This window comes from Microcoleus harperi Pol14_C6 (assembly GCF_036701295.1).
Taxonomy (GTDB): Bacteria; Cyanobacteriota; Cyanobacteriia; order Cyanobacteriales; family Microcoleaceae; genus Microcoleus.
In genome coordinates this window covers 150,893-175,119 of record NZ_JAUBQN010000004.1, presented here as the reverse complement: position 1 = coordinate 175,119, position 24,227 = coordinate 150,893, and the positions used below count along the sequence as shown (strand labels likewise).

The window sequence follows — 24,227 nt, the reverse complement described above, 5'->3', positions numbered from 1 at the left end:
AATCTAAAATCCATCCGTATCTAAAATTACTCGATCGCGCCCTCGGTTTTTAGCTTGATAAAGCGCGCGGTCTGCCGCTGCAATCAAGTTTTTTTGTGCTGTAGACGATCGAGGAAATGTACTCGCTACCCCCAAACTCAGCGTCACGAGAGAACACACCGCTGAATTAAGGTGTTCGATTTCCAGTTCTTTTACGCAAACTCGAATTTGCTCTGCAATCCAAACAGCTATTTCAGACGAAGTGCGGGGTAAAATTACCGCAAATTCTTCACCTCCGTAACGGGCTACTAGAGTCTCCCCCGAAACTTTGCCTGCTGAGTAATTTACCGCTGCCAAAATAGCTTGGGCTACCTGCTGCAAGCAAGCATCTCCCGCCTGGTGTCCGTAAGTATCGTTGTATGTCTTAAAAAAGTCAACATCGCATAAAATTAAAGATATTTCTGCTGCAGCTCCTCCCAATTCTGGCCATTTTTCCTGTAAGTATTCGTTAAAACAGTGGCGGTTGGCAATCTGAGTTAAGCCATCTAAGTTGGCAAGGCGATATAATTCGGAATTAGCTGCTTTTAATTGATAATTAGCTGCTTCTAGCTCGGATTGCGTGAGCGATAAATTGTAATAAAGTTCGCTCATAGACCAAGTAGCTTGTTGGTGAATTTGGGATAAAGCTACCCACAGTTGATGCACGTCTAAAAGTCGGTAAACTTGAGGTTCTAACTGCACAACAATCGGCTCGTAAAGCAGTTCTGGCGGTCGCTGCACGGAGCGCTGAGCTGCCATGACAATTAAGGCTACTCCTGGTAAAATCAAAATATCAGTTTGAGCTATTTGATACAAGGCTATAATCGGTCTGCAAGCAAATATATCTACTCCGTAAGGGCGGCTCATGCGTTCCATAAACCGCCGACGGGATATCATCCCTAAAAATTCCCCATTTACGGTCAAGATAACTCCCGGAAGCAGCGGGTGAGATTGAAAAAAACGAGCTACTTCTTTGGCGAGATATGAGGAGTCAACCTGAAAATTGAATAGAGGCAGATCCTTAAGAGTAGACTCTAAAGATAAATTGTTGGGTGAGTTTTCTGGCGAGTTAGACGGCTCAATAAATTCAACAGACACAGCGCAGATCCGAATAAACAATAAAGCAGCAACAAAGCTAGTCTCAACTATTAACTTATCTTAGTATTTGTTTTTTACCATTGGCTGTATTTGTACTACACTATATATATATTTAAGGGAATAAGCTCATGCGTTAGTTTATGCCCTGCCTGCATTGCCTTGCATTGATGCCTCCTCACTCAATTAGAGCTTTATTGAATTATTAGTCATTTTTTTACTGTTGGCTTTTTGCACCGTAAAAAAAAAGGATGTCAGCGCCATTTCTCAACTTCTTCACGGGTCACACAAACTCAACAAATCAGGTTTTTATAACTAGGTTTTGCGTAAGAAAAAAACGTGGTTTGTGCCGTTATTATCTACTCAAAACTCAAAACTCAAAACTCAACATTCCCTCACCACCCCCAAGTTCCTGGCCCCCCCTTAAACGGGCCGACAATATCTTTGGTAATCCAGCCACCGTAAAAATCCCCTGGTTGAGATTGCACTAATTCCCCGTCCACATAACAGGCATCCATCTTGCTCGGATAAAAAGCCACATAATCTTTAATAGCTGCAAAAACCTGATTGGGATTGGGATAAAACCAAGCTGCATTTACTACTTCTTTCGACTCTACCGTCACAGTGTAATAACCGGCTTGTCCCTTCCACTCGCACCAAGAACCCCGTAAAGTTTTGTGCAAATATTCCATTTTGATGTCATCGGGGCAGATATAGTAGGCAGGAGGGTGACTTGTCTCCAATACCCGCTGAGGACGGCGCGTATCGGCGATCGTCACTCCATTAAAAATTATCTGTACGTGTTTGGTCGATTCCTCAAGCCGAGGGGGACGTGGGTAATCCCAAACAGACTCTTGACCAGGGCCGGGATCTATTCGATCGAAGTTCATTTGCACCATCTCCCCTGGAAAAAAACACTTAGCGACTTAGCATTACAATTTAATGTACCCTTAATCGAGTCGCTGCTTCAGAGCAAACCAGCTTTTTTCAACTCTTCGTAATATGAGTATTCGCGGTATAGATGTTTCCGACTACCAGCCCAATGTCAATTGGCAAGCAGTTGCCCGGGACGGTATTGTCTTCAGTTTTGTCAAATCGACGGAGGGTGCAACGTTAGTTTCCCCAACTTTCGCTCGCAATTGGGCGGCGATGAAAGCGGCGGGGATTCAACGCGGTGCTTACCACTTTTTTCGACCTGCAAGCAGCGTTCAAGAACAAATCGATTTGTTCCTCAAAACAGTCAAACTCGAAGTGGGGGATTTGCCGCCAGTCTTGGATATGGAAACTACAGGCGGTTTGAGTGTGGATCAATTTTGCGATCGAGCCGCAATTTGGCTAGAAGCCGTCGAAACAGCCACCTTGATGCGGCCGATTATCTACACCTACCCCGGTTTCTGGGACAACCTGGGGACAAAACGGTTTGCCGATTACCCACTGTGGATTGCTCACTATACCACTGCTGAGGAACCTTGGGTTCCCGGCGGCTGGAAAACTTGGACTTTTTGGCAGTACAGCGACACAGGCACCGTGTCCGGCGTTTCGGGCAATGTAGACACCAATATTTATGAAAGTGTCCGAGAAGGCGCCGTAAGTTATAAAGTGGCAGACATCCAGAGGGAATTAAGAATTAAAGGTTTTTATCCAGGTGCGATGGATGGTAAATTTGGAGCCACTACCACAGCGGCGCTCATCTCGTTTCAGAAATCTCAAGGTCTCAATCCAGACGGCATTGCAAGTCTCCAAACCTGGGCCGCTTTGATGCGAAAATCTCCCAAAGTAGTTGTCCCCCCTCCAGCGCCGACTCCCGCTCCAACTCCCCCTCCCATATCAGCCGTGCGGCTGACTCAGGTATTTTCGTCTTATAAAGCTAGCGCTAGCCAAGATACTGCCTTAATTTGGCTGCAAAGTCAAGTTTCTACCTCTATTTTAGGGGAATTTGCTCAAAAATGGCGGGCAACTACCTTACCTCAAGACAGTAATTTGCGATTGATAGATGTGGGCAAATTTTATCGCGGTTTAGCACAACAAGACCAAGCTTTAGATTGGCTGCAAAAACAAATTTCTCCGGCTATTATTGCCGAGTTTGCCCAAAAGTGGCGCTCTCAATCTACTGTCACTAATTCTCCGATTCGGCTAATAGATGCGTGCAAATTTTATCGGGCCGCACCCCAGCAAAACCAGGCTTTAGATTGGCTGGAAGGGCGAATTTCGCCGACCATTCTATCGGAGTTTTTTCGCAGGTGGCAGAATGCCAATCGATTATAGATTATAGATTTTATATTTTAGATTGACTCTACAGATGAATCTTGCGGTTTGACATTTTTGAGGGAAAATCTACTCTAAAGATGAGTCTGGGGGTGCTCGATTTGAGATGTGAGCTTTGTGATTGGAGATTGACTCCACAGATGAATCTGCGGGTTGAAGCCCTCTATAATGGAAAAGCCGGGAAATCTTGGTATCTGAGATGTAAGATTGACTCCCCATCAAAATTCGTCAAATCCTCTCCCTCTGTGCCCGCATCCCCATCGGACTCTCTAACATAACAGACAATCTCTCGCTTAGCTACAGCTTACTGCCATCTTTGACGCCAAGAGAATTATCTGATAAAGTTATAGCCAATATCAAGATTTTTTAATCTTATTCGCAAAAATCCAGTGCCGTGCCGAGTTGGTAAGCTGCGCCGAAAATAGCGCCTGCACTCTAATTACCCGCGATCGAACATTTAAAACTAAGCGGGCAGCCTGTAACAATTATATCTATGGAAATCCCCTTTAACATCACCATGTTGATGGTCATGACCGTCATCTGTGGCATTAGCGCTCAAGTTCTCGCCGCCTATCTGAAAGTTCCGGCGATCGTCTTTTTGCTGCTGTTTGGAATTTTAGCTGGCCCAGACTGCTTGGGAGTGCTGCACCCCAATCTGCTGGGCAGCGGTTTGGAAGTTATGGTATCGCTTTGCGTAGCGTTAATTCTGTTTGAAGGCGGCTTGAATTTGGAATTGCGAGATTTAGGAAAACTTTCGGGCAGCATCCGCAATTTAGTTACGGTAGGCACTTTAATTACGCTAATAGGCGGCGGAATGGCCGCACACTGGTTGGGGGAATTTCCCTGGCCGATCGCATTTTTGTATGCTTCTCTAGTAGTCGTCACCGGCCCGACGGTAATCGGCCCTTTGCTCAAACAAGTATCTGTTGACAAACAAGTTGCCGCTTTGCTAGAAGCTGAAGGCGTTTTAATCGATCCTGTCGGAGCAATTCTGGCGGTATTGGTGCTGAATATTATTTTAAACGGCAATGCTGATTTGGTGGTTTTGTTCCGAGATTTAATCGTACGGCTTTTCGTTGGCGCAGTCGTCGGAGTTGCGGGCGGTTGGTTGCTGGGATTCATTCTCAAGCGATCGCAATTTCTCTCAGAAGACCTCAAAAACTTAGTAGTTTTAGCCGGTTTGTGGGGATTTTTCGGCTTAGCAGAAGAAATCCGCAGCGAATCGGGACTGATGGCAACTGTCGTATCGGGCATCGTCCTCAGAGCCGCTGCTGTCCCCGAAGAAAGGCTGCTGAGGAGGTTTAAAGGTCAACTGACAGTCCTGGCTATTTCCATGCTGTTCGTGCTGCTGGCGGCCGATTTATCGCTCGCTAGTGTGGTTGCCCTCGGTTGGGGAAGTTTGTTTACAGTTTTAGCTTTAATGTGGGTAGTGCGGCCGATCAACGTTTGGCTGTGTACTTGGAACAGCGGACTGAATTGGCGGCAGAAATTATTTGTTTGTTGGGTAGCGCCGAGGGGAATTGTCTCAGCGTCGATCGCATCTTTATTTGCAATTTTGCTCACCCAGCGGGGAATCAACGGCGGCGACTCGATTAAAGCCTTAGTTTTCCTAACAATTATTATGACAGTTTTCGTCCAAGGACTAACAGCCGGGCGGATCGCTCAACTTTTGGGCATAACCTCAAAATCGGCAACCGGTGCTGCAATTGTGGGGTCAAATCCTTTAAGCAGATTAATTGCTCGCTTGTTTCAAGAACGCGGAGAATCTGTGGCAATTATCGACACCGACCCGGAAGCTTGCGCACAAGCAGAACGAGAAGGTTTGCGGGTGTTTTTGAGCAGTGCTCTCGACCACAGCGTGTTAGAAGAAGCCGGACTGGAATCGATGGGAACTTTTTTAGCAATGACTAACAACGGCGAGGTAAACTTAGTGTTAGCTCAGCGAGCGGCCGAAGAGTTTGCACCCCCGAGGGTTTTGGCAATATTCCCCAAAGATCCGCAAGCAAATACGCCTGCAAATCCGACTAAAATCAATCAAGCTTTTGTCTCGGATTTGTCGCTGAAGGATTGGAACGAATATTTGAGCGATGGCGAAGTAAAATTGGGGGAAACTGAGTTAAAAAGTGAGGGATTGCAGTTTCAGATTGCTCACTTGCAAGCTTTGGTTAAAGCCGGGGAGTTAGCGCCGCTGCTGCTGGAAAGGCAAGGATACTTGCAAGTAGTGTCGGCGACCCAGATTTGGCAAGCAGGCGATCGAATTATTTATTTGTTGTACGATCCGACACCGAAATTGTTGAAAAGATTGTCGGGTTCGTCTCAGTCTCGTTTGACTTTGGAAAAGCATCAGGTAGTTGAAGAAGTGCCGATTCCTTCTCCGGTTTTAGAGCCGATTTTGGAGGAAGCTAAAATCGAGAAGGAAGCAGAAGTTTTGCTACCGCCAGTTTCGCGATAGGGGCAGTAAGCTGGCGTGCATATAGATTTTTTATGGTATTAGAGGGGGAGAGGGAGAGAGGGGGAGAATGGGAGAGGGGGAGAGGATTTGACAATTTTTGATATGGGATTGAAATATACAATTTCAATGCACAACATATATCAGATCGATCGCGACAAGCAGATTAAAGCGATCGTCCTTACTCTGCCTCCCCAATTAAAGTAAATGCCGCCCAATTTCGCGGCTGGGGATGAGTTTTCATCGTGGTTAACATTGCTTGGCGAAGTGCCTGTGCTTTGTCGGGATTATTTTGCAAGTTTTGGTAAAATGCCTGCATCAATTCCGATGTCGGCGCATCGGGAACCGCCCATAAAGAAACAATCACACTCGGCACTCCTGCCGAAATCAAAGCGCGCGACAAACCAATCACCCCATCCCCGGTAATTCTGCCTTCTCCAGTGTTGCAAGCACTCAAAACAACTAAATTTGCTTGCAGTTTCATATCGAAAATCTCTTCTGCGGTCAATAAGCCGTCATCGCTACCAGAAGGAGCAAGGGCGATCGCACTTCCCAATCCGCGCACATCATCCAGCAATCCGTGGGTTGCCAGGTGAATAATCGATGCTTGGGGCATTTTTTGAACGATCTGGGCTTTTGTCCCTTGCGCGCCTGTAATCGCTTGGGTTTTGAGCAGAGGGGCGATCGCTCTAGCTTCCGCTTCAGCCCCAGGTAGAGGAGACAATTGCCGTTTGGGTTCTCCTAGAGAGAGAGACACGCTTGGCATGGTGGGATTGCCCAAGACTAGAGCCCTGCTGCTGTTGGCTGGCTTCTGTGCTAGCTTCTGTCGTTGTTGTCGGGTTAAATCCAATACTTGAATCGAAGGGGCGGTAAGAATGGTGTGTTTTTCGATTAAGTAAGTGCCGCCAGAGTCTTGCAGGGCCCCAAAGGGCACCTGGAACAGGGAACCTTGGGGAATGAAAATGACGCGGGCATTAGGATCTTTGGGTAGGAGGCTGGCAATGGGATCGATGAGCAGTTGATGCAGTGTCGGTAAGTCGGCTTGGGGTTGGGTGGAGCCAAGACTGCTGCGACTGCGGACGGCGAGAAATTCTTGATTGCCCACGATTAAGCTGGCTAGGGAGGCGTTGTGCTGCTGCCAGAGGGGTTTGAGGTCTACCTCGCGGAATGTGATTTCGCCTGTCGGTTGAATCACCCAGATGTAGAGCGCGGATTCACGCCCTACTTGTTTTCCCTGAATCTGGAAGTTTTCGTAGATGATGGAATACTGAACCAAAGTGGCATTCTGTGCTTTGGCGATTTGGCGGATTTGCTCCTGGTTGGGAGCTTCGGTAATGACCGGATTGGTAGAACCTGACGATAAGCGTTCTGTCAGGAGATCGACAAAGGCACGAGCGCGTCCCCGTTCGGCAATTTCTAAAGCGGCGATCGGGTTATTCTGAGCCACTCGAACTTGTTGTAGAAGGCGATAAGTCATAGCTTGTCCTTCAAAGATGGAGACTTTATTCGCATCGTTGGAGCCGAGCATTTGACGCATCGATTCCCAAACTTGAATCGCATTCACGAGCATTTTCTCAGCTTCTGTGGGGTTGCCAGCCTTAAAGAACGCCGCTCCCAGGTTGTTGAGCGCCACACCTTCATCGTTGCGGTTTTTAATGGAGCGGGCGATGGCTAACAGTTGTTGTATATACTCAATGGCTTTGGCATAGTTGCCCAGAGAGAGGTAAGCAACTCCCAAATTGCCCAGTGCCGCACCCTCCCCAAGGTGGTCTTGAATTTCGCGGGCGATGGCTAACTCTTGTTGTATATACTCAATGGCTTTGGCATAATTGCCCAGAGAGCGGTAAACGATTCCCAAATTGCTAAGTGCCGCACCCTCGCTCTGCCGATCTTTAATGGAGCGGGCGATGGCTAACAGTTGTTGTGAATACTCAATGGCTTTGGCATAGTTGCCCACAGAGCGGTAAACGATTCCCAAATTACCCAGTGCAGCACCCTCGCCGTGGCGGTTTTTCATGGAGCGGGCGATGGCTAAACTCTGCTGTGAATACTCAATGGCTTTGGCCGAGTTGCCCAAATAGAAGTAAGTGGCTCCCAAACTGCCCAGTGCATTACCCTCCACCTCGCGATCCTTAATTTCACGGGCGATTGCTAAACTCTGCTGTGAATACTCAATGGCTTGGGCATAGTTGCCCAGAGAGCGGTAAGCCATTCCCAAATTGTCCAGTGCCAGACCCTCCCCCTGGTAGTTCTTAATTTCACGGGCGATCGCTAAACTCTGCTGTGAATACTCAATGGCTTGGGCATAGTTGCCCAGAGAGCGGTAAGCCATTCCCAAATTGCCCAGTGCATTACCCTCCGCCTCGCGGCCCTTAATTTCACGCGAGATCGCTAAATATTGCTGTGAATACTCAATGGCTTGGGCATAGTTGCCCAGATTGTAGTAAGCCATTCCCAAAGTGCCCAGTGCCAGACCCTCCGTGTGGCGGTCTTTAATGGAGCGGGCGATCGCTAAACTCTGCTGTGAATACTCAATGGCTTGGGCATGGTTTCTCAGATTGTAGTAAGCGAGTCCCACAATGCCCAGTGCTACACCCTCCCTTTGGCGGTCCTTAATTTCACGGACGATCGCTAAACTCTGCTGTAAATACTCAATCGCTTGGGCATAGTTGCCCAGAGAGCGGTAAGCCATTCCCACAATGCCCAGTGCTACACCCTCCCCTTGGCGGTTTTTGATGGTGCGATAAATTGCCAGTGCCTGTTGCCAGGAATTCAGCGCTGCTCTTAATTGCCCAGTCTGATATTGTTGCCTGCCCTGCTGCAAGAGCCGATCGCCCTGTGCTTGACGAGCATCGGTAGTTTGAGCGATCGCTGGGAAGAGAGAGTTAGGAGTAGTTAATAGGGGGATAGTGGCAAGCACGAACAGGGAAATGGAAGCTAGGAAAACATTAGTGACCCTAGAGTGGGTTGATTTGACTCGCTTAAATGGGAAATACAGCATAGGATTCTAGAGTTGGAATTTAGAGAATTAGCCCGATCGCTCTTTCTGCCGTCGTGCGATCGCCTCAATCTGCCACAGGCGATCGACCTTCATAGAAGCTTGCTCTGCCTCCCCGATCTCGCCACAGGGATGGGGACTCTAATCTGAATTAGACGACTATTTTAGCGATCGCCCGATCGGTTTGAATCAAACCATTACCCACTGGCATAGTCAAGTCCAAAATCAAAACCTGGCGTGTTTAGATCGTCCATATCCAGAGCCGTCTGCTCTAATGCTCGATTAATGTCCGCAGGACTTAAGTCGGGATTTGCAATGCTATCCTATCAACCCATTCCGATTAGCTGTTGTCGTCAAAATTTGCTCCACTTGAGCTGGAGTTAAAGTCGGATTGGCATTCAAAACTAAAGCCGCTACACCCGCTACTTGTGGCGTTGCCATAGATGTGCCAGTTAGGGTGTCATAGGAGCTATAGGGAGTGGTAGAATAGATGTCTACTCCCGGAGCAACTAGGTAATCCAAAGGTGTGGAACCCGCACGGTTCGAGGTGTCAGCCATCCTGCCGTTTACATCAATGCTGCCCACTGCAATTCCCAAGCGATCGGCATTACGAGCTGGGTAATCTGGTTGGCTAAAACCCGAATTTCCCGCTGCTATCACCACAATAGAGCCTTTGTTATTTGCATACTCAATTGCGTCATTCACCAGGTTGGAAGGGTAAAACTCATTTCCCAAACTGAGGTTAATTACATTAGCTCCATTATCAGCAGCATACCGGATTCCAGCAGCAACATTATTCAACTCGCCGTAACCAAAGGCGTCTAACACTCTCACAGGCATAATCTTAGCGTTGGGGGCAACTCCTGTGATGCCAAAATCATTTTGTTCCGCCGCGATCGCACCTGCTATGTGAGTCCCGTGACCGTCGAAATCCAGATCCATTGGGTTGTTGTCGCTAGCCACAAAATCCCAACCCCGAATATCATCAATATATCCGTTGCGATCGTCATCAATGCTGTTTCCAGCAATTTCACCAGCGTTCCGCCAAATATTGTCATCCAAGTCAGGATGGGTGTAGTCAACACCACTATCCACGACAGCTACAACAATCCCATTTCCTGTAATGTTTTGATTCCAAACTTCCGGTGTATTTATGGCATCTAGCGCCCAATTATTCCCGCCAATATCGGGAATATCTGGAAAAGGATTTGAGCGGTTTAAGGTGCTGGAAACTGCTGCATTTGCATCCACAAAACCGTAGCCGTAATTACTATTAAAAGTGCCGCTCGGTGTGGGAATATTTAGTTCAGGAATAGAGGTGGCAGAAAGATTCAGGTTGTAATTAGTAGAGTTGCCTAAGAAGCTAGAGACTTGGACATAGTATGTTCCTGGAGCCAGATTGGGTACATTAATGACATCGGGGACGATGCCACTCTCAAGAGAATAGTCAATAGTTTCCCCAAAATCAACTACACCGTTGCCGTTTCTATCTTGAATTAGCTTTACGTCAGCATCCGCTCTCAAACCGTCTAGACGCAGGTTAAAATTGCTCTTAGTGTTGATATCGAATCGATAGAAATTGTTGGAATCTCCAACTCCGACAAAATCAGTTAAGTTGATGCTACCATTTTCAACACCAACAATATTACGAGCTATCGAAAGAGAGTTACCTGGATCGGCGAAATTCAACTGGGAAGCAGATATAGTTCCTGTTAGCGGATCTGCGTTTATATTCGCCGATTGTGACTGCGGTTTGAGTTGAGAATCGGCAACAGCGCCACTAACTCGATCGCTCGCAGAGTAAGTGAAGCCAGCGCCTGCATTAGCTACAATAAAATCTGCTATATGTATCTGTGGGTCGAAGCTAGATGCAGCAGGATTAGTCAAGCTAGATTCAGCACTATAACCAGGAATATTCAATGGCTCGATCGCTCCGTTGAGCAAGTCGCTGTTAGCCGGAAATGTTGATTGGGCGAGATTGTTTGGCTGTTGATTGAAATAAAGGCGAGCGTTAGGATTAGTGGTGATATCTAACATAATTTAAAACCTCAGATATTTAGATTCATTCTTGATTTAAATCTTACGCAGCACAGATCTAAAAATCATCTGTTCTACCCACAGACTTGATCCAGTACGGGGTGCAAAAGAGATTGCGGGAAAGTGCAATGTAGGTGAATATGTAGAGTAGATGGTTCACTTCCATCAGTGTTAAGATTATTGAGACGCGATCGCGAACCAAGATTCATTCCACAGTCCGCCAGGGAATTAATTCCCTGTCTCATAGCGCAATTCCTCTAAAAGAGGACTGAAGAATATAACTCATTGGTCCTCTTTTAGATATAAATGTCGCTTTTAGGCACTGAAGTTTTCAAGAGCCATTGATGAGGAATTTATTCCTCGCTACGAAGCTGTAAAAAGCGATCAAAATCCCGGAGCAGAGATAATACTACCTTGAAGATCGGTCACTCTTACATTTGACACAAAGCCTACTATGTCGCCGGAATTCCTAACTTTAATTAGAGTGCCTTGACTCTGTATCGGTTGAGTATCGAATGAACCTGGCGGGGTAAATAGTTTGGCACTTTCTGGTGCATCATACCCAAATAAAACTGTGACGTTTGTCACGTATTGCAAGTCTACATCGGTAGCATTCAAACCGCCTGCCAATCCAATTCGATCGAAAGCGGGTCTGAAACCTACAATAAAATCGGCATTATTGACATCTGTAACTCCGGGTTCTGCTTGGACGACGTACAAATTGCTGCCCCCGATTTTGATTGAACTATTATTATCATCCAAAGCTCCTAAAATGTCGCGACCCAAACCTCCCACCAGAGTGTCATTTCCGTTACCGCTGACTAAAAAATCATTGCCTCTACCGCCCAAGAGAATATCATTTCCCGCACCACCTATCAGAAAATCTGCATCTTGACCGCCGCTGATAGAGTCATTTCCCTCATCTCCAATCAGGAAGTCTTTACCTTTTCCTCCGAATAAAGAATCGTTGCCCAAATCCCCGCTGATAATATCTTCTCCTTCATTGCCATAAACCAAATCATTAGCTGTTGAGCCAGTGACGAAATCGTCACCTGCAAGCATCCAAGCTCCCAAAGGAAAATTAGTTGCATCTGCGCTCAACAAAGTAACAAATTCGGATGTATTGTCGCCAAGTAATTGTCTAGATTCTGACATATCTGGTTGTAAAACCATAAAAAAAATCCTCTTAACAGTTGACTTAAATCTTAAGCAACCCAAATGGGAAAATCATTCGTTCTACCCACAGAGTGGATGAAGTAGGAGGTGCAAAATAGATTGCGGAAAAGTGCAATGTATGTGAATATGTAGAGTAGATGGTTCACTTCCATCAGTTTTGAGATTGAGATAACTCGGCGGTTGAAACCCCGTCTACACAAACAAAGTCGGCCTGCGCCGACTAAAGAATAAAGAGCGTTTCCAATTGCATCGGAATTATTAGTATCGGGAAAGGAGACGGCAGTGGCGTTTTCCTACAATGTTATTTTGGGTAGGGAAACCGCACTGCCGTCTGGTCTATAATTCCGGTACAACCGGAATTGATATAATTTAGGATAAAATTTAGGAGAAAAACATGGATCCAATTCGCTATTAATAAAAACTTACTCGGCCTCCCCAATTAACGTGAACGCCGCCCAATTTCGCGGCTGGGGATGAGATTTCATCGTGGTTAACATTGCCTGCCGAAGTGCCTGTGCTTTGTCGGGATTATTTTGCAAGTTTTGATAAAACGACTGCATCAATTCGGCTGTCGGCGCATCGGGAACCGCCCATAAAGAAACAATCACACTCGGCACTCCGGCCGAAATCAAAGCGCGCGACAAACCAATTACTCCATCCCCGGTAATTCTGCCTTCTCCAGTGTTGCAAGCACTCAAAACAACTAAGTTTGCTTGCAGTTTCATGTCGAAAATCTCTTCTGCGGTCAATAAGCCGTCATCGCTACCAGAAGGAGCAAGGGCGATCGCACTTGCCAATCCGCGCACATTATCCAGCAATCCATGCGTTGCCAAGTGAATAATTGATGCTTGGGGCATTTTTTGAACGATCGCAGCTTTTGTCCCTTGTGCGCCTGTGATGGCTTGAGTGTTGAGCAGAGGGGCGATCGCTCTAGCTTCGGCTTCGGCCCCAGGTAGAGGAGACAATTGCTGTTTGGGAGCTCCCAGATAGGCAGACACGATCGGCATCGTAGGATTGCCCAATACTAGAGCGTTACCGCGATCGTTGGCTGGCCGATTAGCTAACTTCTGCCGTTGCTGTCGAGTCAAATCCAAAACTTGAATCGAAGGGGCGGTGAGAATGGTGTGTTTTTCGATTAAGTAAGTGCCGCCAGAGTCTTGCAGGGCGGGAAAAGGCACCTGGAAAAGCGATTTTTGGGGAATGAATATGACGTGGGCATTAGGGTCTTTGGGTAGGAGGCTGGCAATGGGATCGATCAGCAGTTGATGCAGGGTCGGTAAGTCGGGTTGGGGTTGGGCAAAAGCAGTGCTGCTGCGACTGCGGACTGCGAGAAATTCTTGATTTGCAACAATTAAGCTGGTTAGGGAAGCGTTGTGTTGCTGCCAGAGGGGTTTGAGGTCTACATCGCGGAACGCGATTTCGCCCGTGGGTTGAATCACCCAGATGTAGAGCGCCAATTCTCGCGTTTCTTCTTTGCCCTGAATCTGGAAGTTGTTATAGACGATCGAATACTGCACCAAAGTGGCGTTCTGTGCTTTGGCGATTTGGCGGATTTGCTCCTGGTTGGGAGAAGTGTTAATGACCGGATTGGTAGAACCTGAAGATAAGCGTTCACTCAGGAGATCGACAAAGCCACGTGCTCGTCCCCGCTCGGCAATTTCTAACGCCGCGATCGGATTATTCTGAGCCACCCGGACTTGTTGTAAAGTCCCATAGGTGCGAGCTTGTCCTTCAAAGATAGAGACTTTATTCGCGTCGTTGGAGCCGAGCAGTTGACGCATCGATTCCCAAACTTGAATCGCATTCACAAGCATTTTTTCAGCTTCTGTTGGGTTGCCAGCTTTCAAGAACCCCGCTCCCAGGTTGTTGAGCGCCGTACCTTCCCCGTCGCGGTCTTTAAGTTCGCGGGCGATGGCTAAACTGAGCTGTGAATACTCAATGGCTTTGGTATAGTTGCCCTGATTGAGGTAAGCGCCTCCCAAAATGCCCAGTGCCGCACCCTCATTTCGGCGGTCTTTAAGTTCGCGGGCGATGGCTAAACTGAGCTGTGAATACTCAATGGCTTTGGTATAGTTGCCCTGATAGATGTAAGCGGCTCCCAAATTGCCCAGTGCTGCACCCTCACCGTGGCCGTCTTTAATTTCACGGGCGATGGCTAAACTCTGCTGCCCATACTCAATGGCTTTGGCCAAGTTGCCCAGAAAGAGGTAAGCATTTCCCAAATTACCCAGTGCTGCACCCTCACCGTGGCCGTCTTTAATTTCGCGTGCGATGGCTAAATATTGCTGTGAATACTCAATAGCTTTGGCCAAGTTGCCCAGATCGATGTAAACGTTTCCCAAATTGTTCAGTGCTGTCCCTTCCTCTTCGCGGTTTTTAATTTCGCGGGCGATGGCTAAATGTTGCTGTGAATACTCAATGGCTTTGGCATAGTTGCCCAAAAAGTTGTAGGCGAGTCCCAAATCGCCCAGCGCCGCACCTTCGTCTCGGCGGTTTTTAATTTCGCGGGCGATGGCTAAAGTTTGCTGTGTATACTCAATGGCTTGAGCATAGTTGCCCAGAGATCTGTAAGAAATTCCCAGATTGCCCAGTGCATTCCCTTCCTCTTCGCGGTCTTTAATCTCGCGGGCGATGGCTAAACTCTGCTGCCCATACTCAATGGCTTTGGCATAGTTGCCCAGAGAGCTGTAGGCGAGTCCCAAAATGCCCAGTGCATTCCCTTCATCTTTACGGTCTTTAATTTCACGGGCGATGGCTAAACTCTGCTGTTTATACTCAATGGCTTTGGCATAGTTGCCCAGAGAGTAGTAAGCGGATCCCAAAATGCTCAGTGCCTTACCTTCCCCGTCGCGGTCTTTAAGTTGGCGGGCGATGGCTAAACTCTGCTGTGCATACTCAATGGCTTTGGCATAGTTGCCCAAATTGATGTAAGCAATTTCCAAATTTCCCAATGCCAGACCCTCCCACTGGCGGTCTTTAAGTTCGCGGGCGATCGCTAAACTCTGCTGTGAATACTCAATAACTTTTGCATAGTCGCCTAAAGAGCGGTAGGCGAGTCCCAACTTACCCAGTGCCGTACCTTCCCCTTGGCGGTCTTTAAGTTCGCGGGCGATGACTAAATATTGCTGTGTATACTCAATGCCTTTGGTATAGTTGCCCAGAGAGTAGTAAGCGGCTCCCAAATTGCTCAGTGCAACACCTTCGTCTCGGCGGTTTTTAATATCGCGGGCGATGGCTAAACTCTGCTGCCCATACTCAATGACTTTCGCATAGTTGCCCAGCTTGAAATAAGCTATTTCCAAATTGCCTAGTGCAGCACCCTCCCCAGAGCGGTTTTTAGTTTCGCGGGTGATAGCTAACAGTTGCTCTGTATACTCAATGGCTTTGGCATAGTTCCCCAGAGAGTAGTAAGCGACTCCCAAATTGCCCAGTGCACCACCCTCCCCTCGGCGGTTTTTGATAGTGCGATAAATTTGCAGTGCCTGTTGCCAGGAATTCAGCGCTGCTTGGAATTGGCTAGTCCGATGCTGTTGAAGCCCCTGCTGCAATAGCCGATCGGCCTCGATTTTACGAGCATCGATCGCCTGAGCACTAACCGGAAGTGGCGAGTGCACCGGAATACAAAAAGCAACAGATAAAAGGCAAAAAGCGAGGGGAAAAAGGAAGCCCGATCGCACTTTACAATTACTGGATTTAAGTAGTTTTAGCGAGTCAGGCTTCATGGGATTTTACGGTTTGGGTTGCGGGGGTTGTCGCTGTTGTTCGATCGCCCTAATTTGTCGCAATCGATCGCTCCAGTCTTTCAAAGGTTCGGCTTCCGAACTAGCGAGAGAATCTAGAAGTTCCAGCACCGCCGCTTGGCTTTGAGAAGTCTCAGAGGCTTTGCGCGCTTCGGCGATCGCGTCATACCACAGCCCAGCCTCCGCATACAGGTCGATCCGCTGCTGGGGAGTTTGGGCGGCTGCAAGTTGAGTCTGCAACGACGCAGCAGGCTGGACTACTTGGATTTCAGCAGCCACCACCACATTCCTCGAAGGAACATTCGGATCGCACACCAACACCACTTGCCACTGATAGGATTGCCCGATCGACAGTTGGGGCAGATTTGAAGGCAAAGCAACCGACATAATCCCTTGCTGACTCTGCATCTCGGTTCTGTAGAGCAGTTGTCCCGTGCGAGTAAACAGCCTCAATTGCAGCGGACGGGGAGTGCGATCGGGTACAAACCAGGTAAAGGTCGGATGCCCAGAAATCGTCTCTCCCACATGGCTAAACGGCACCAAGGCAGTCAATCTCGCCGATGAATTAGCTTCGCAACTGCCGCCGCGAGTGGTATTCGTCCCCGTATCTTTCGGTTTAGAAGGGTTTTCAGGAGGAGTGTATTTTGCCAGCGCTACAGGGGCGATCCAGAACGAAACACTCAGCATTAAACTCGCAAGGCCGGCAGAGTAAACGGTTCGACGCTTCAACTCGTGAGTCATCATCTGAATCCTCATCTGTAACTATCTTCTAGAGTAATCAGGAATACAAAAACACAATAGAGGACTGTCCGCAAGCTTCGTTTGCGGGAAGGTGCAAAGTTAAACAGTTGACAGTTGACAGTTGACAGTTGACAGTTATGGTTCGATCAGAATGATTTAACCGCAGAGAACGCAGAGAACACAGAGGAAGAGAAGAGAGAGATCAATAATTCCGATGCTAACTCTGAGGAAGCAATCACCAGAACCACCGCCGTTTTGCTGGCCAGGTTAACTCGCACACTGTCCCCTTTGGTTCATTCGGGTAGCGCCGAAATGCTCCGCCTAACTGTTTGGCTAAGTTCTTTGCAAGCTGGGTTCCTAATCCTGAAGGTTGAAGTTTAGGGTTTGGATCTTCGGTTATTTCCCTCTCTCGATCCATTGCAGCCAAGCTAAGCGTTTCTGACTGAGACTGTTTCTCCCTACCATTATCCGCCACCCGAATCACCTGCAGATCGCCTTCTTGAGTGCAAATTACAGTCAAGCGAGTGGCTTCGATCGCGTGTTTCCCGACATTGCAGAGCGCTTCTTCTAGAAAGCGGCAGAGTGCTCGCTTGTGTTCCAACCGCAGATGCGAGGTGTTCAAGGGATCGAACTGCACAATTTTGAATTTGATCGTTTTGAGGTAGGGCAATTCTTGTTCGAGCGTGTTGGAATAGACCTTGTAGAGCAATTCATGCAATGGAGCCTGCAGGGCCAATTCGATCGCACTCCCCATGCGGAGATGCGGTTCATCTGCGATCGCGTCTCGTTGTACAGAGCCGTAAACTGCCCGCAATTCTTGATTCAAGCGTTGCAACTCCGGTAGAAATGGCGACGGTGTGGCTTCTCCTTGAGCAGTTCTCAAAATCCCAACCAATGTTTGTAACGGGCCGCTATGAATTGCATTAAAGGTCTGCTCGATCGCAAATTGACGTTCTTCCAACCGCAGTCGGAGTTCCTGTTCGTGGCGATAAAATAACGCTGCCGTCAAGCCAGCCCCATTCAACACGAGTACGAGCAACACAGGCACGATCGGCACCCACCATCCCAAAAGAATCAGCCAGTAACAGAGCGCGATCGGGCTAATGCTGGCGACTAAGAGCCCGATCAAAATTTTCCAGGGCGATCGCAGAAATTGTCCCAAACTCATCCCCAAGAGTCCCCAGACCCCAATCCAGAGCGTTTCCCAGCCCTCCCCCCAAACCTGAAGCAACGGCCGCCGATCGAGCACCGCGCTAATCATCTGGCTGGTTTCGTGGGCTTGCATTTCGACTCCGTAAATCCGTCCGGGATTGATACCTGCGATCGCGCCCGAACTTGCCAGATCCTTCGCGCTAAAAGACATCATCCCAATCAGCACAATTTTGCCTCGAATCCAGTTCGGATCTACTTGTTCCGCCTTGATTTGCTGCTGGGAAAGCACGCGAAATGGCATTGTCCCGCTGCGAACATTCAGTAAAATTTGGTTGCCGCCTGCATCCGCCCCCACATATCCGCCAGAGTTTGACTGCACTCTGGTAAATTCAATGCTGCCAAAGCGCATCGCCTCCCGATCGCGAATTCCATTACCTAGCTTAATTCCTCGGGTTGCTAAATAGCGCTCTGCCAGCCGGATTGCGAAGGAAAAACGGTATTCCTGTCGATCGTTGTTAGTGCCCAATAAACTGCGGCGCTGGTAGCCATCCGCATCGAGTACGAAATCTGCAAAGCCAACCTGTTCGGGTGGTAGCGCGGGCGGAGGTTTGACGATAAAGCCACTGCGATCGGGCAAAGCAATCTCCACTCCGATCGCATTCTTGCTGCTGCGAAACACCGATGTTAGTTCAGCATGACCTGGTTCCACCGGAATATCGCGGACAATATCCAGCCCGATCGCGATCGGTCGATACGTTTGCAACCGTTTGAGTAAATCGGCTATATCGCGATCGGGAATCGGATAAGTTCTAGCACGTTGAATATCCTCCTCAGTGATGCCGACAATTACAATCCGTTCATCCATTGGCTCAGGAGGACGCAAACGCAGAAATTGATCGAACGCAACCAACTCCCAAAACTGAAGCGCACCGCTCAATCTAGCCATCATCACAGCGACAATCACCATCACCCCTGGAAGCGCTCCTCGTCCCCAAGTCGTGACGCCCGCTTTCACTGCTTGCCATCGATCGCGCTTCATAACAATGTCGGGTTGAATAGTTATCATACTTTTGTCCGATGCCCGATGCCCGATCCCCGATGCCCGATCCCCGATGCCCGATCCCCGATCCCCGTACAGGATTTATAATTAATTAACCAGACTTGATATCACTAATCAATCAACCCTTGTTCCCTAGCTCGCACTTCCGTTTGAATCCGCAGATTCTTATCATCATCAGGATACACCTCTAGCACATCTCGAATCTGACGCCAGTAACACTGCACAGTGCGTTCAGAAACATTCATCCGTTTGGCGATCGCAATATCCTGCAAGCTCTCTTGAAAACCAAATTGCAACACCTGCATCCAGGCTGGTTTGAGTTGCAGCCCATTGCGGATCTCTCTGGGTGTATAAATCCGCTCGTGCAGCGCCCAATCAACCATTGTTAGCAAGTCTTTCATGGGCTGGCTCTTATCGACAACTGTGAAGCCGCCCATGTGATTGTCGATCGACGGTTTCAGCCAAACTAAAGTCCGAACATGGGCACTCTGCACCACAATATTCAGACTCGGATACTGCTCCATCAACGTTTTGAGGAGTTTAAGCCCTGAATTCGCTTGAGCTGTTTCGCCGATCGTCTCTGGCATTACCAGATCCACAATCACCAAATCCGGGGTCGTCTGCGCTATTTGCTGAAGGGCTGCCTGAGCCGTCGGAGCCGTCAGAATGTCTGCCTCTGGATATTCTTGCTTCAGAATGTTAAGCGTGCCACCTAACACCATCGCATGGTCATCCACAACTAAAAATGTTCGTTTCTCTGGTTGAGGTAAAGTCTGGGGCATAATTGATTCGTTACCACACAACATCGTCAGTTTAGGTAATCCGTCCACCCATTTTAGATTTAAAATTTACGGTTTTCTATTTGTGACCTAGTTGAAACTAGGGGTTTTAAACCGCTGAAATTCTCATTCAAAATCCCAAATCTAAAATTGTCTCTGTCATCTTCTTACTATAGAGGAATTACCTGGCTCCCGTCCTGCATCTGTCCGCCAACTGGGGTTGGGGATGTCCGCAACGAGAATTGCGCTAAAGCGCAGTTCTATTATAATCTAGGTGTCCAAGCCAGAAGAAGGATAATTTTATGACAGCAGAAGGTTCGTATCAAGCAAGCACGTTCAATCGAGACCTTGAGACAGAACTCCAGCGGTTAAAAGCTCAAGTTCACCTCAGTTGGGAAAAGGAAGCGCGCACTTTAAAGTGGTTCGGCTTGACCGACGGGATGAATGTTATGGAAGCGGGTAGCGGGCCGGGATTCTTCACCGAAAAACTTGTAGAATTGCTGCCCAACAGTTCGATAACAGCGGTTGAAATTGACCCCGTACTGCAGGAAAAAGCAGCAGAATATTTGCAGGACAAAGGGGGCGATCGAGTAAATCACGTGCAAGCATCGGTTGGGGATACGGGCTTACCTGCTAACAGTTTTGATTTCGCGATCGCCCGTTTGCTGTTCCTTCACCTCCCCGATCCTGTGGCAGCAGCTAGAGAAATATTCCGCATCTTGAAGCCTGGGGGAAAACTGGTAATTATCGATGCCGATGGGGATCTGTTTTGGCTGACAGATCCACCTTTGTCAGTGGAGAATCTCAGGAAGAAATTAAACCAGGTAACGGCATTGCGGGGTGGCCATCCATACTTTGGACGACATCTGTGTCGGCTTCTGAAAGAAGTTGGATTTGTTAGGGTTGATTTAGAAGTGGCTGTCAGCCACAGCGACATTATCGGAATTGAAGCATTTGAACCTTTGCTGGACTCCGGGCCCATTTTACAAATGGTCAAACAGGGGTTGATTTCACAGTCAGACATAGAAAGCTACCTAGTTTCGCGGGATGAATTTTTAGCTGCGGGCGATAGACGATTAATGATGAGTTTTTGGCTAATGGCTTGCGGGGAAAAAAATGAATAAAATTAAGACAGTTTTTTCACCAAACATTGATGTTCTGCCGCAACAATACCTCTAGCACTATCGCTAAATTTCGAGCTAACAAAGCCAACTTATCTAACAGTAAAATACGGAAAAAATTGCACTACATTATCCCCTCAAAGTTAGGTTAAAGCTGCACGTATAGCTCTAGAAGCCTATCATATCAAATCCGCTAGCATCGTCTGTCGGGCGTCAAATCTTCTAGTCAACCGTCAAAGATTACGCACGCTGCAACCGGAATTTATCTAATTCATCTGCGTTAATCTGTGTTTTTCTGTCCTCATCTGCGGTTTTAAAAATAGAAATTTTCGGATCGCAGATGACAATGAATTGACACAGGTTCACGCAGCTCAACAGAATAGGGACAGCAATAATTCCGATCCTAAAAGCTTTCATATAAAAGCTATAAAATTTCCTCTTTCTGAGCTTAGTAACTTTACATCTACAAGTCTAACAAATCGTTGGAGCCGATCGCGCAAAGGTTGTTTGTGAGAGCCAATCGTTGTCTGTCACATTTTAGCTTAACCAATCAAGCCGTTAGCGAAGCCCTCGTAGACGATCGCAATTTTTACCAACTCCTCAGCATTCAACCCACTTGCCGAATTCCATTAATAAACTCTGTCCTTGCCTCAATTATTGAAGGCATTAAAACGCAGCGTACCAACAATTCTAAATCCAAATCCGGCAAAAACTCACTTCTTGAAACTTGCTCGTAATCATCCTCGCGCAGCCGATAGACAGCAAGCCGATTATTTTCCCAAAACCAGACTTCTGGGATGCGAAGTCGCAGATATTTAGCTAGTTTATTTGTGCTACCGCTAGTAATCGTTACTTCCACGGCTAGATCGGGATGCTCTTTTCTTGAACCTATATAATAAGACTCATCTGGTTCAAATGATACATCTTTTGCCTGGTTTCTGCGAGTTGCACTCCCTACAGGAATGAAATTAATCCCTTTCTCAAAAAAGTAAAGTCCTATAAATATAGCCAAAACACTTTTAATTTGTTCGTGTTCTTCGCCCACTGTCATAAACTCGATCCACCCATCAAGATAAGTTATCCGTAAACCCGGAGAGTCTGCCATCAAAGATTCGATAGCCTCAAATTGCTCCCAACTATAATAACTGGGGAGAATCAATCGCTGTTCTGCAAGCGTACCTCTTTCTTCTAAAAGTTGTGCAGTCATAGGTATCACCATCCTATTTTAAATATTACTAGCCCCTACCCAGCACAAACCAGGCAGGGGCATTCACTCACATTCTAACTTAATGAACTAGCTCGATCGCCCTTTTAGTCAACGCCTCAGCAGTCAATCCATTAAACGCCATCAACTGACCAGCACTAGCAGTAGTTTCCCCCCGCTTCCAAGCGAAAGTATCCCGCTTGCAATTGCTGCGGAGCATCACAGGTTCCAACATCCCAGAAGCACCGCCTGTCACGCCAATCAAGGCATCTCCGCCAAACAATTCGGCAAATTTCTCATCGCTCAAAAAGCCGCCGTCAGCTTCCGAACAAGTATCCCAAGCAACATCGCTAGCACGATACAAACGCCGGGGATTCACAACAGAAACAATCCGCACTCCAACCCCTTCTGTTTCCAAAAATGCGGCTGCTTCAAACACTGGCATTAACGTCATGTCGCCGACAACTGCAAACACAACTTTCTTGCTCCCCCCTTGATTCTGGGTAGCTTGCGGGGAATCGACTTCGTGCAGCACTATTGCACCGTCTTGCAAAGCTTGGCGAGTCTGTTCAAAAGTAGTGCGAATTGGCAGCGGCGACTTGCTTGCAGTAATCACAACTCCTTTATTTTTAGCAGTCAAAGCCCACTCGTAACAAGCTTGAATGCTGTTAGCATCCGGTGGAAACAAAGGAAAAACATTCCCGTTCCGCATCATCGCCGCAAAATAAGCCTCAATTTCCGGCCGCTGGTGCGTCCAACCGTTGCGGCCTTGTTCCAATGCACCCGCTGTAAATAAGGTGACAGTTGCCGGAGTTGGACGGCGCAATTCTGCCATTGCTTGGGTTACAGTTTGCCAAATTGGTAAACCGTTGATGGCAAAAGATTCGTAGGAACACCACAAACTCCGCGCTCCGAATAGCGATAAACCTACGGCTAAACCAGCGCAAGCATCTTCGCTCAAAGGTTCGTAAACTTGACCGTTTGGCGATTGATTGTACAGGTCATCTGTCGTCGGGTGAATAATCTTGAGAGCTTGGTTGATATTGGCAATTGCCGATGCTTCGTTGCCGTCAGCATTAGTGACAATAAAAGTACGATCGCGCTCGCCAACTTTCCCTACCAAAACCCCCATTGCTGTTGTCGAAATCTTCGGTTCTCCCCCAACTGCAAATTCTTCCAAAGGCAATTCGCCTAAATCTGCCAGCGGCAATGTAAACTCAGTAACAACTGTTTTCGCCGCCGGCCCGCCGCCCGCGCGTTCGCAATTTGTCCGCACCAACTCCCAAGCAGCAGCAGTCAAAGCGCGCTCTTTTAAAGCACTGATAATGTGCGGAGCATCCAGCGTATCTTTCGGATAAAGGTTGTGAGATTTTGCTCCGCGCGCGTGGACGCCGGCACCTTTCAACTGTTTGATGATAAATACAGTTAATTTGCCGCCGAGAGCAGATTTGGCCGCTTTGTCAACTCCTTGTACAACAGCTTTGGTAAATGCCATGCGCTGTTCGAGCGAAAAAGCAGTGCTGTCAACATAATCTTCCGGTTGATTTTTATCGTCAAATTCCTTAGCATCAACTAAGATAACTTCTTCAAAACCGTTGCCTTGCCAATAAGCAATCATTTCAGCATTAGTTTTAGTCGAAACCATGCTGTGATGTTCCTGAGAATATCCGTTCCAAACCAACACAGGCAAAAAGTTAGTAACGCTGGGATAAGCAGTGTGGAAATGTGCCATGCTGCTCATCGGATAGGGTTCGCCCATGCCGCCGTCGCCTATGGTGAAAGCAAACAGTTTTTCGCGGTGTAAAAGCGCTCCAGCCATTGCGAAATGCTGCCCTTGTCCGAGGGGGCCGGCTGGTGCTAAAAGACCGGGAATGAAACCGGAAAGATGCCCTAACAAACCGTCTTTTTCTCGGAATTTATCGCGCATTTGCTGCACGTTAACAATTCCCATATCCTCCAAAGATCGATCGAGAAACATCGCACTGTAAAATCCCGGCGCGTGATGGCCGACTTCGGTGACAATGTTCTTGTGTCCGAGCATTACGAGCGCTGCGTAAGCCTCAGCTTGGCTAGCAAAACCCCCCGGATGTCCCGATGCCTTGCTGGCGGTGACTTGCAGCGTCAGGTAGCGCAGGGCGTCTGCTCCCAGCATCGTTTGAAAGACGGCGACGGGATCGGCAGGATCGGCGATCGACTTGCTCCCCTCGGCGATCGCAGGTACTTTCCCATAAGTCTCAAAACCAGGGAGTGTTTCCGAAAAATATTGAATGCCTTCGCAAAAAGCGGGCGTTGTTGACGTTGCCTGCGGGGTAGTTGCTGTCATGCTTGATACCTAAAAAATTTGAATTCGATTAATGTAAGAGTAATTTTATAGCTTCCGCGTTCCAAAAAA

The 24,227-nt window shown here is 47.8% G+C and carries 15 protein-coding genes; 4 read left to right on the top strand and 11 right to left on the bottom strand.

What is annotated here, in order from left to right; translation table 11 throughout:
* Nucleotides 1-3: 3 nt before the first annotated feature.
* Nucleotides 4-1,116: a GGDEF domain-containing protein gene (locus tag QUA27_RS05375; protein ID WP_333066820.1), complete on the bottom strand. Its 1,113-nt coding sequence runs from the start codon at nt 1,114-1,116 to the stop codon at nt 4-6.
* A 392-nt stretch (nt 1,117-1,508) separates the two neighbouring features.
* Complete coding sequence (locus QUA27_RS05370; protein ID WP_333066819.1) at nt 1,509-2,003, bottom strand: DUF427 domain-containing protein; 495 nt, start codon at nt 2,001-2,003, stop codon at nt 1,509-1,511.
* A 112-nt stretch (nt 2,004-2,115) separates the two neighbouring features.
* Between QUA27_RS05370 and QUA27_RS05365 the strand changes: the two genes are divergently transcribed.
* Complete coding sequence (locus QUA27_RS05365; protein ID WP_333066818.1) at nt 2,116-3,378, top strand: GH25 family lysozyme; 1,263 nt, start codon at nt 2,116-2,118, stop codon at nt 3,376-3,378.
* Nucleotides 3,379-3,871: 493 nt separating this feature from the next.
* Complete coding sequence (locus QUA27_RS05360; RefSeq protein WP_333066817.1) at nt 3,872-5,830, top strand: cation:proton antiporter; 1,959 nt, start codon at nt 3,872-3,874, stop codon at nt 5,828-5,830.
* 178 nt (nt 5,831-6,008) lie between these two features.
* Here QUA27_RS05360 and QUA27_RS05355 read toward each other — a convergent pair whose 3' ends face one another.
* Complete coding sequence (locus QUA27_RS05355; RefSeq protein WP_333066816.1) at nt 6,009-8,828, bottom strand: CHAT domain-containing tetratricopeptide repeat protein; 2,820 nt, start codon at nt 8,826-8,828, stop codon at nt 6,009-6,011.
* A 12-nt stretch (nt 8,829-8,840) separates the two neighbouring features.
* Between QUA27_RS05355 and QUA27_RS05350 the strand changes: the two genes are divergently transcribed.
* The gene (locus tag QUA27_RS05350) at nt 8,841-8,975 is read left to right on the top strand and encodes a hypothetical protein (protein ID WP_333066814.1); all 135 of its coding nucleotides are present in this window, start codon (nt 8,841-8,843) and stop codon (nt 8,973-8,975) included.
* A 168-nt stretch (nt 8,976-9,143) separates the two neighbouring features.
* Here QUA27_RS05350 and QUA27_RS05345 read toward each other — a convergent pair whose 3' ends face one another.
* The 6 genes from QUA27_RS05345 to QUA27_RS05320 all read right to left on the bottom strand — a co-directional run bounded on the left by QUA27_RS05345 (nt 9,144) and on the right by QUA27_RS05320 (nt 19,513).
* Nucleotides 9,144-10,862, bottom strand: a complete 1,719-nt coding sequence (locus QUA27_RS05345; protein WP_333066813.1) for a S8 family serine peptidase — start codon at nt 10,860-10,862, stop codon at nt 9,144-9,146.
* Between the two features lie 384 nt (nt 10,863-11,246).
* Nucleotides 11,247-12,035 (bottom strand): calcium-binding protein, encoded by a 789-nt coding sequence (locus QUA27_RS05340; protein ID WP_333066812.1) that lies wholly within the window; start codon nt 12,033-12,035, stop codon nt 11,247-11,249.
* Nucleotides 12,036-12,460: 425 nt separating this feature from the next.
* Nucleotides 12,461-15,760: a CHAT domain-containing tetratricopeptide repeat protein gene (locus QUA27_RS05335; RefSeq protein ID WP_333066811.1), complete on the bottom strand. Its 3,300-nt coding sequence runs from the start codon at nt 15,758-15,760 to the stop codon at nt 12,461-12,463.
* 6 nt (nt 15,761-15,766) lie between these two features.
* Nucleotides 15,767-16,522, bottom strand: a complete 756-nt coding sequence (locus tag QUA27_RS05330) for a DUF928 domain-containing protein (RefSeq protein WP_333066810.1) — start codon at nt 16,520-16,522, stop codon at nt 15,767-15,769.
* Nucleotides 16,523-16,754: 232 nt separating this feature from the next.
* Nucleotides 16,755-18,737, bottom strand: coding sequence for a sensor histidine kinase (locus QUA27_RS05325; RefSeq protein WP_333066809.1), 1,983 nt, complete (start codon nt 18,735-18,737; stop codon nt 16,755-16,757).
* 104 nt (nt 18,738-18,841) lie between these two features.
* Nucleotides 18,842-19,513: a response regulator gene (locus QUA27_RS05320; protein WP_333066808.1), complete on the bottom strand. Its 672-nt coding sequence runs from the start codon at nt 19,511-19,513 to the stop codon at nt 18,842-18,844.
* Between the two features lie 299 nt (nt 19,514-19,812).
* Between QUA27_RS05320 and QUA27_RS05315 the strand changes: the two genes are divergently transcribed.
* Nucleotides 19,813-20,634 carry a class I SAM-dependent methyltransferase gene (locus tag QUA27_RS05315; RefSeq protein ID WP_333066807.1) on the top strand — a complete coding sequence of 274 codons (822 nt, stop codon included), beginning with the start codon at nt 19,813-19,815 and terminating at the stop codon, nt 20,632-20,634.
* A gap of 604 nt (nt 20,635-21,238) precedes the next feature.
* On the opposite strand, the gene QUA27_RS05310 is transcribed toward QUA27_RS05315, so the two are convergent.
* Both QUA27_RS05310 and QUA27_RS05305 read right to left on the bottom strand, forming a co-directional pair.
* On the bottom strand, nt 21,239-21,838 hold the full coding sequence (locus tag QUA27_RS05310) for a Uma2 family endonuclease (protein WP_333066805.1): 600 nt from the start codon (nt 21,836-21,838) through the stop codon (nt 21,239-21,241).
* A 79-nt stretch (nt 21,839-21,917) separates the two neighbouring features.
* The gene (locus tag QUA27_RS05305) at nt 21,918-24,158 is read right to left on the bottom strand and encodes a phosphoketolase family protein (protein ID WP_333066804.1); all 2,241 of its coding nucleotides are present in this window, start codon (nt 24,156-24,158) and stop codon (nt 21,918-21,920) included.
* Between the last annotated feature and the right edge of the window lie 69 nt (nt 24,159-24,227).

Coding starts and splice junctions, on each gene's coding strand:
- QUA27_RS05365 (WP_333066818.1), top strand. CDS start 2,116: ATGAGTATTCGCGGTATAGATGTTTCCGACTACCAGCCCAATGTCAAT.
- QUA27_RS05325 (WP_333066809.1), bottom strand. CDS start 18,737: ATGATAACTATTCAACCCGACATTGTTATGAAGCGCGATCGATGGCAA.
- QUA27_RS05335 (WP_333066811.1), bottom strand. CDS start 15,760: ATGAAGCCTGACTCGCTAAAACTACTTAAATCCAGTAATTGTAAAGTG.
- QUA27_RS05355 (WP_333066816.1), bottom strand. CDS start 8,828: ATGCTGTATTTCCCATTTAAGCGAGTCAAATCAACCCACTCTAGGGTC.
- QUA27_RS05370 (WP_333066819.1), bottom strand. CDS start 2,003: ATGAACTTCGATCGAATAGATCCCGGCCCTGGTCAAGAGTCTGTTTGG.
- QUA27_RS05345 (WP_333066813.1), bottom strand. CDS start 10,862: ATGTTAGATATCACCACTAATCCTAACGCTCGCCTTTATTTCAATCAA.
- QUA27_RS05305 (WP_333066804.1), bottom strand. CDS start 24,158: ATGACAGCAACTACCCCGCAGGCAACGTCAACAACGCCCGCTTTTTGC.
- QUA27_RS05340 (WP_333066812.1), bottom strand. CDS start 12,035: ATGGTTTTACAACCAGATATGTCAGAATCTAGACAATTACTTGGCGAC.
- QUA27_RS05330 (WP_333066810.1), bottom strand. CDS start 16,522: ATGATGACTCACGAGTTGAAGCGTCGAACCGTTTACTCTGCCGGCCTT.
- QUA27_RS05320 (WP_333066808.1), bottom strand. CDS start 19,513: ATGCCCCAGACTTTACCTCAACCAGAGAAACGAACATTTTTAGTTGTG.
- QUA27_RS05360 (WP_333066817.1), top strand. CDS start 3,872: ATGGAAATCCCCTTTAACATCACCATGTTGATGGTCATGACCGTCATC.
- QUA27_RS05315 (WP_333066807.1), top strand. CDS start 19,813: ATGACAGCAGAAGGTTCGTATCAAGCAAGCACGTTCAATCGAGACCTT.
- QUA27_RS05310 (WP_333066805.1), bottom strand. CDS start 21,838: ATGACTGCACAACTTTTAGAAGAAAGAGGTACGCTTGCAGAACAGCGA.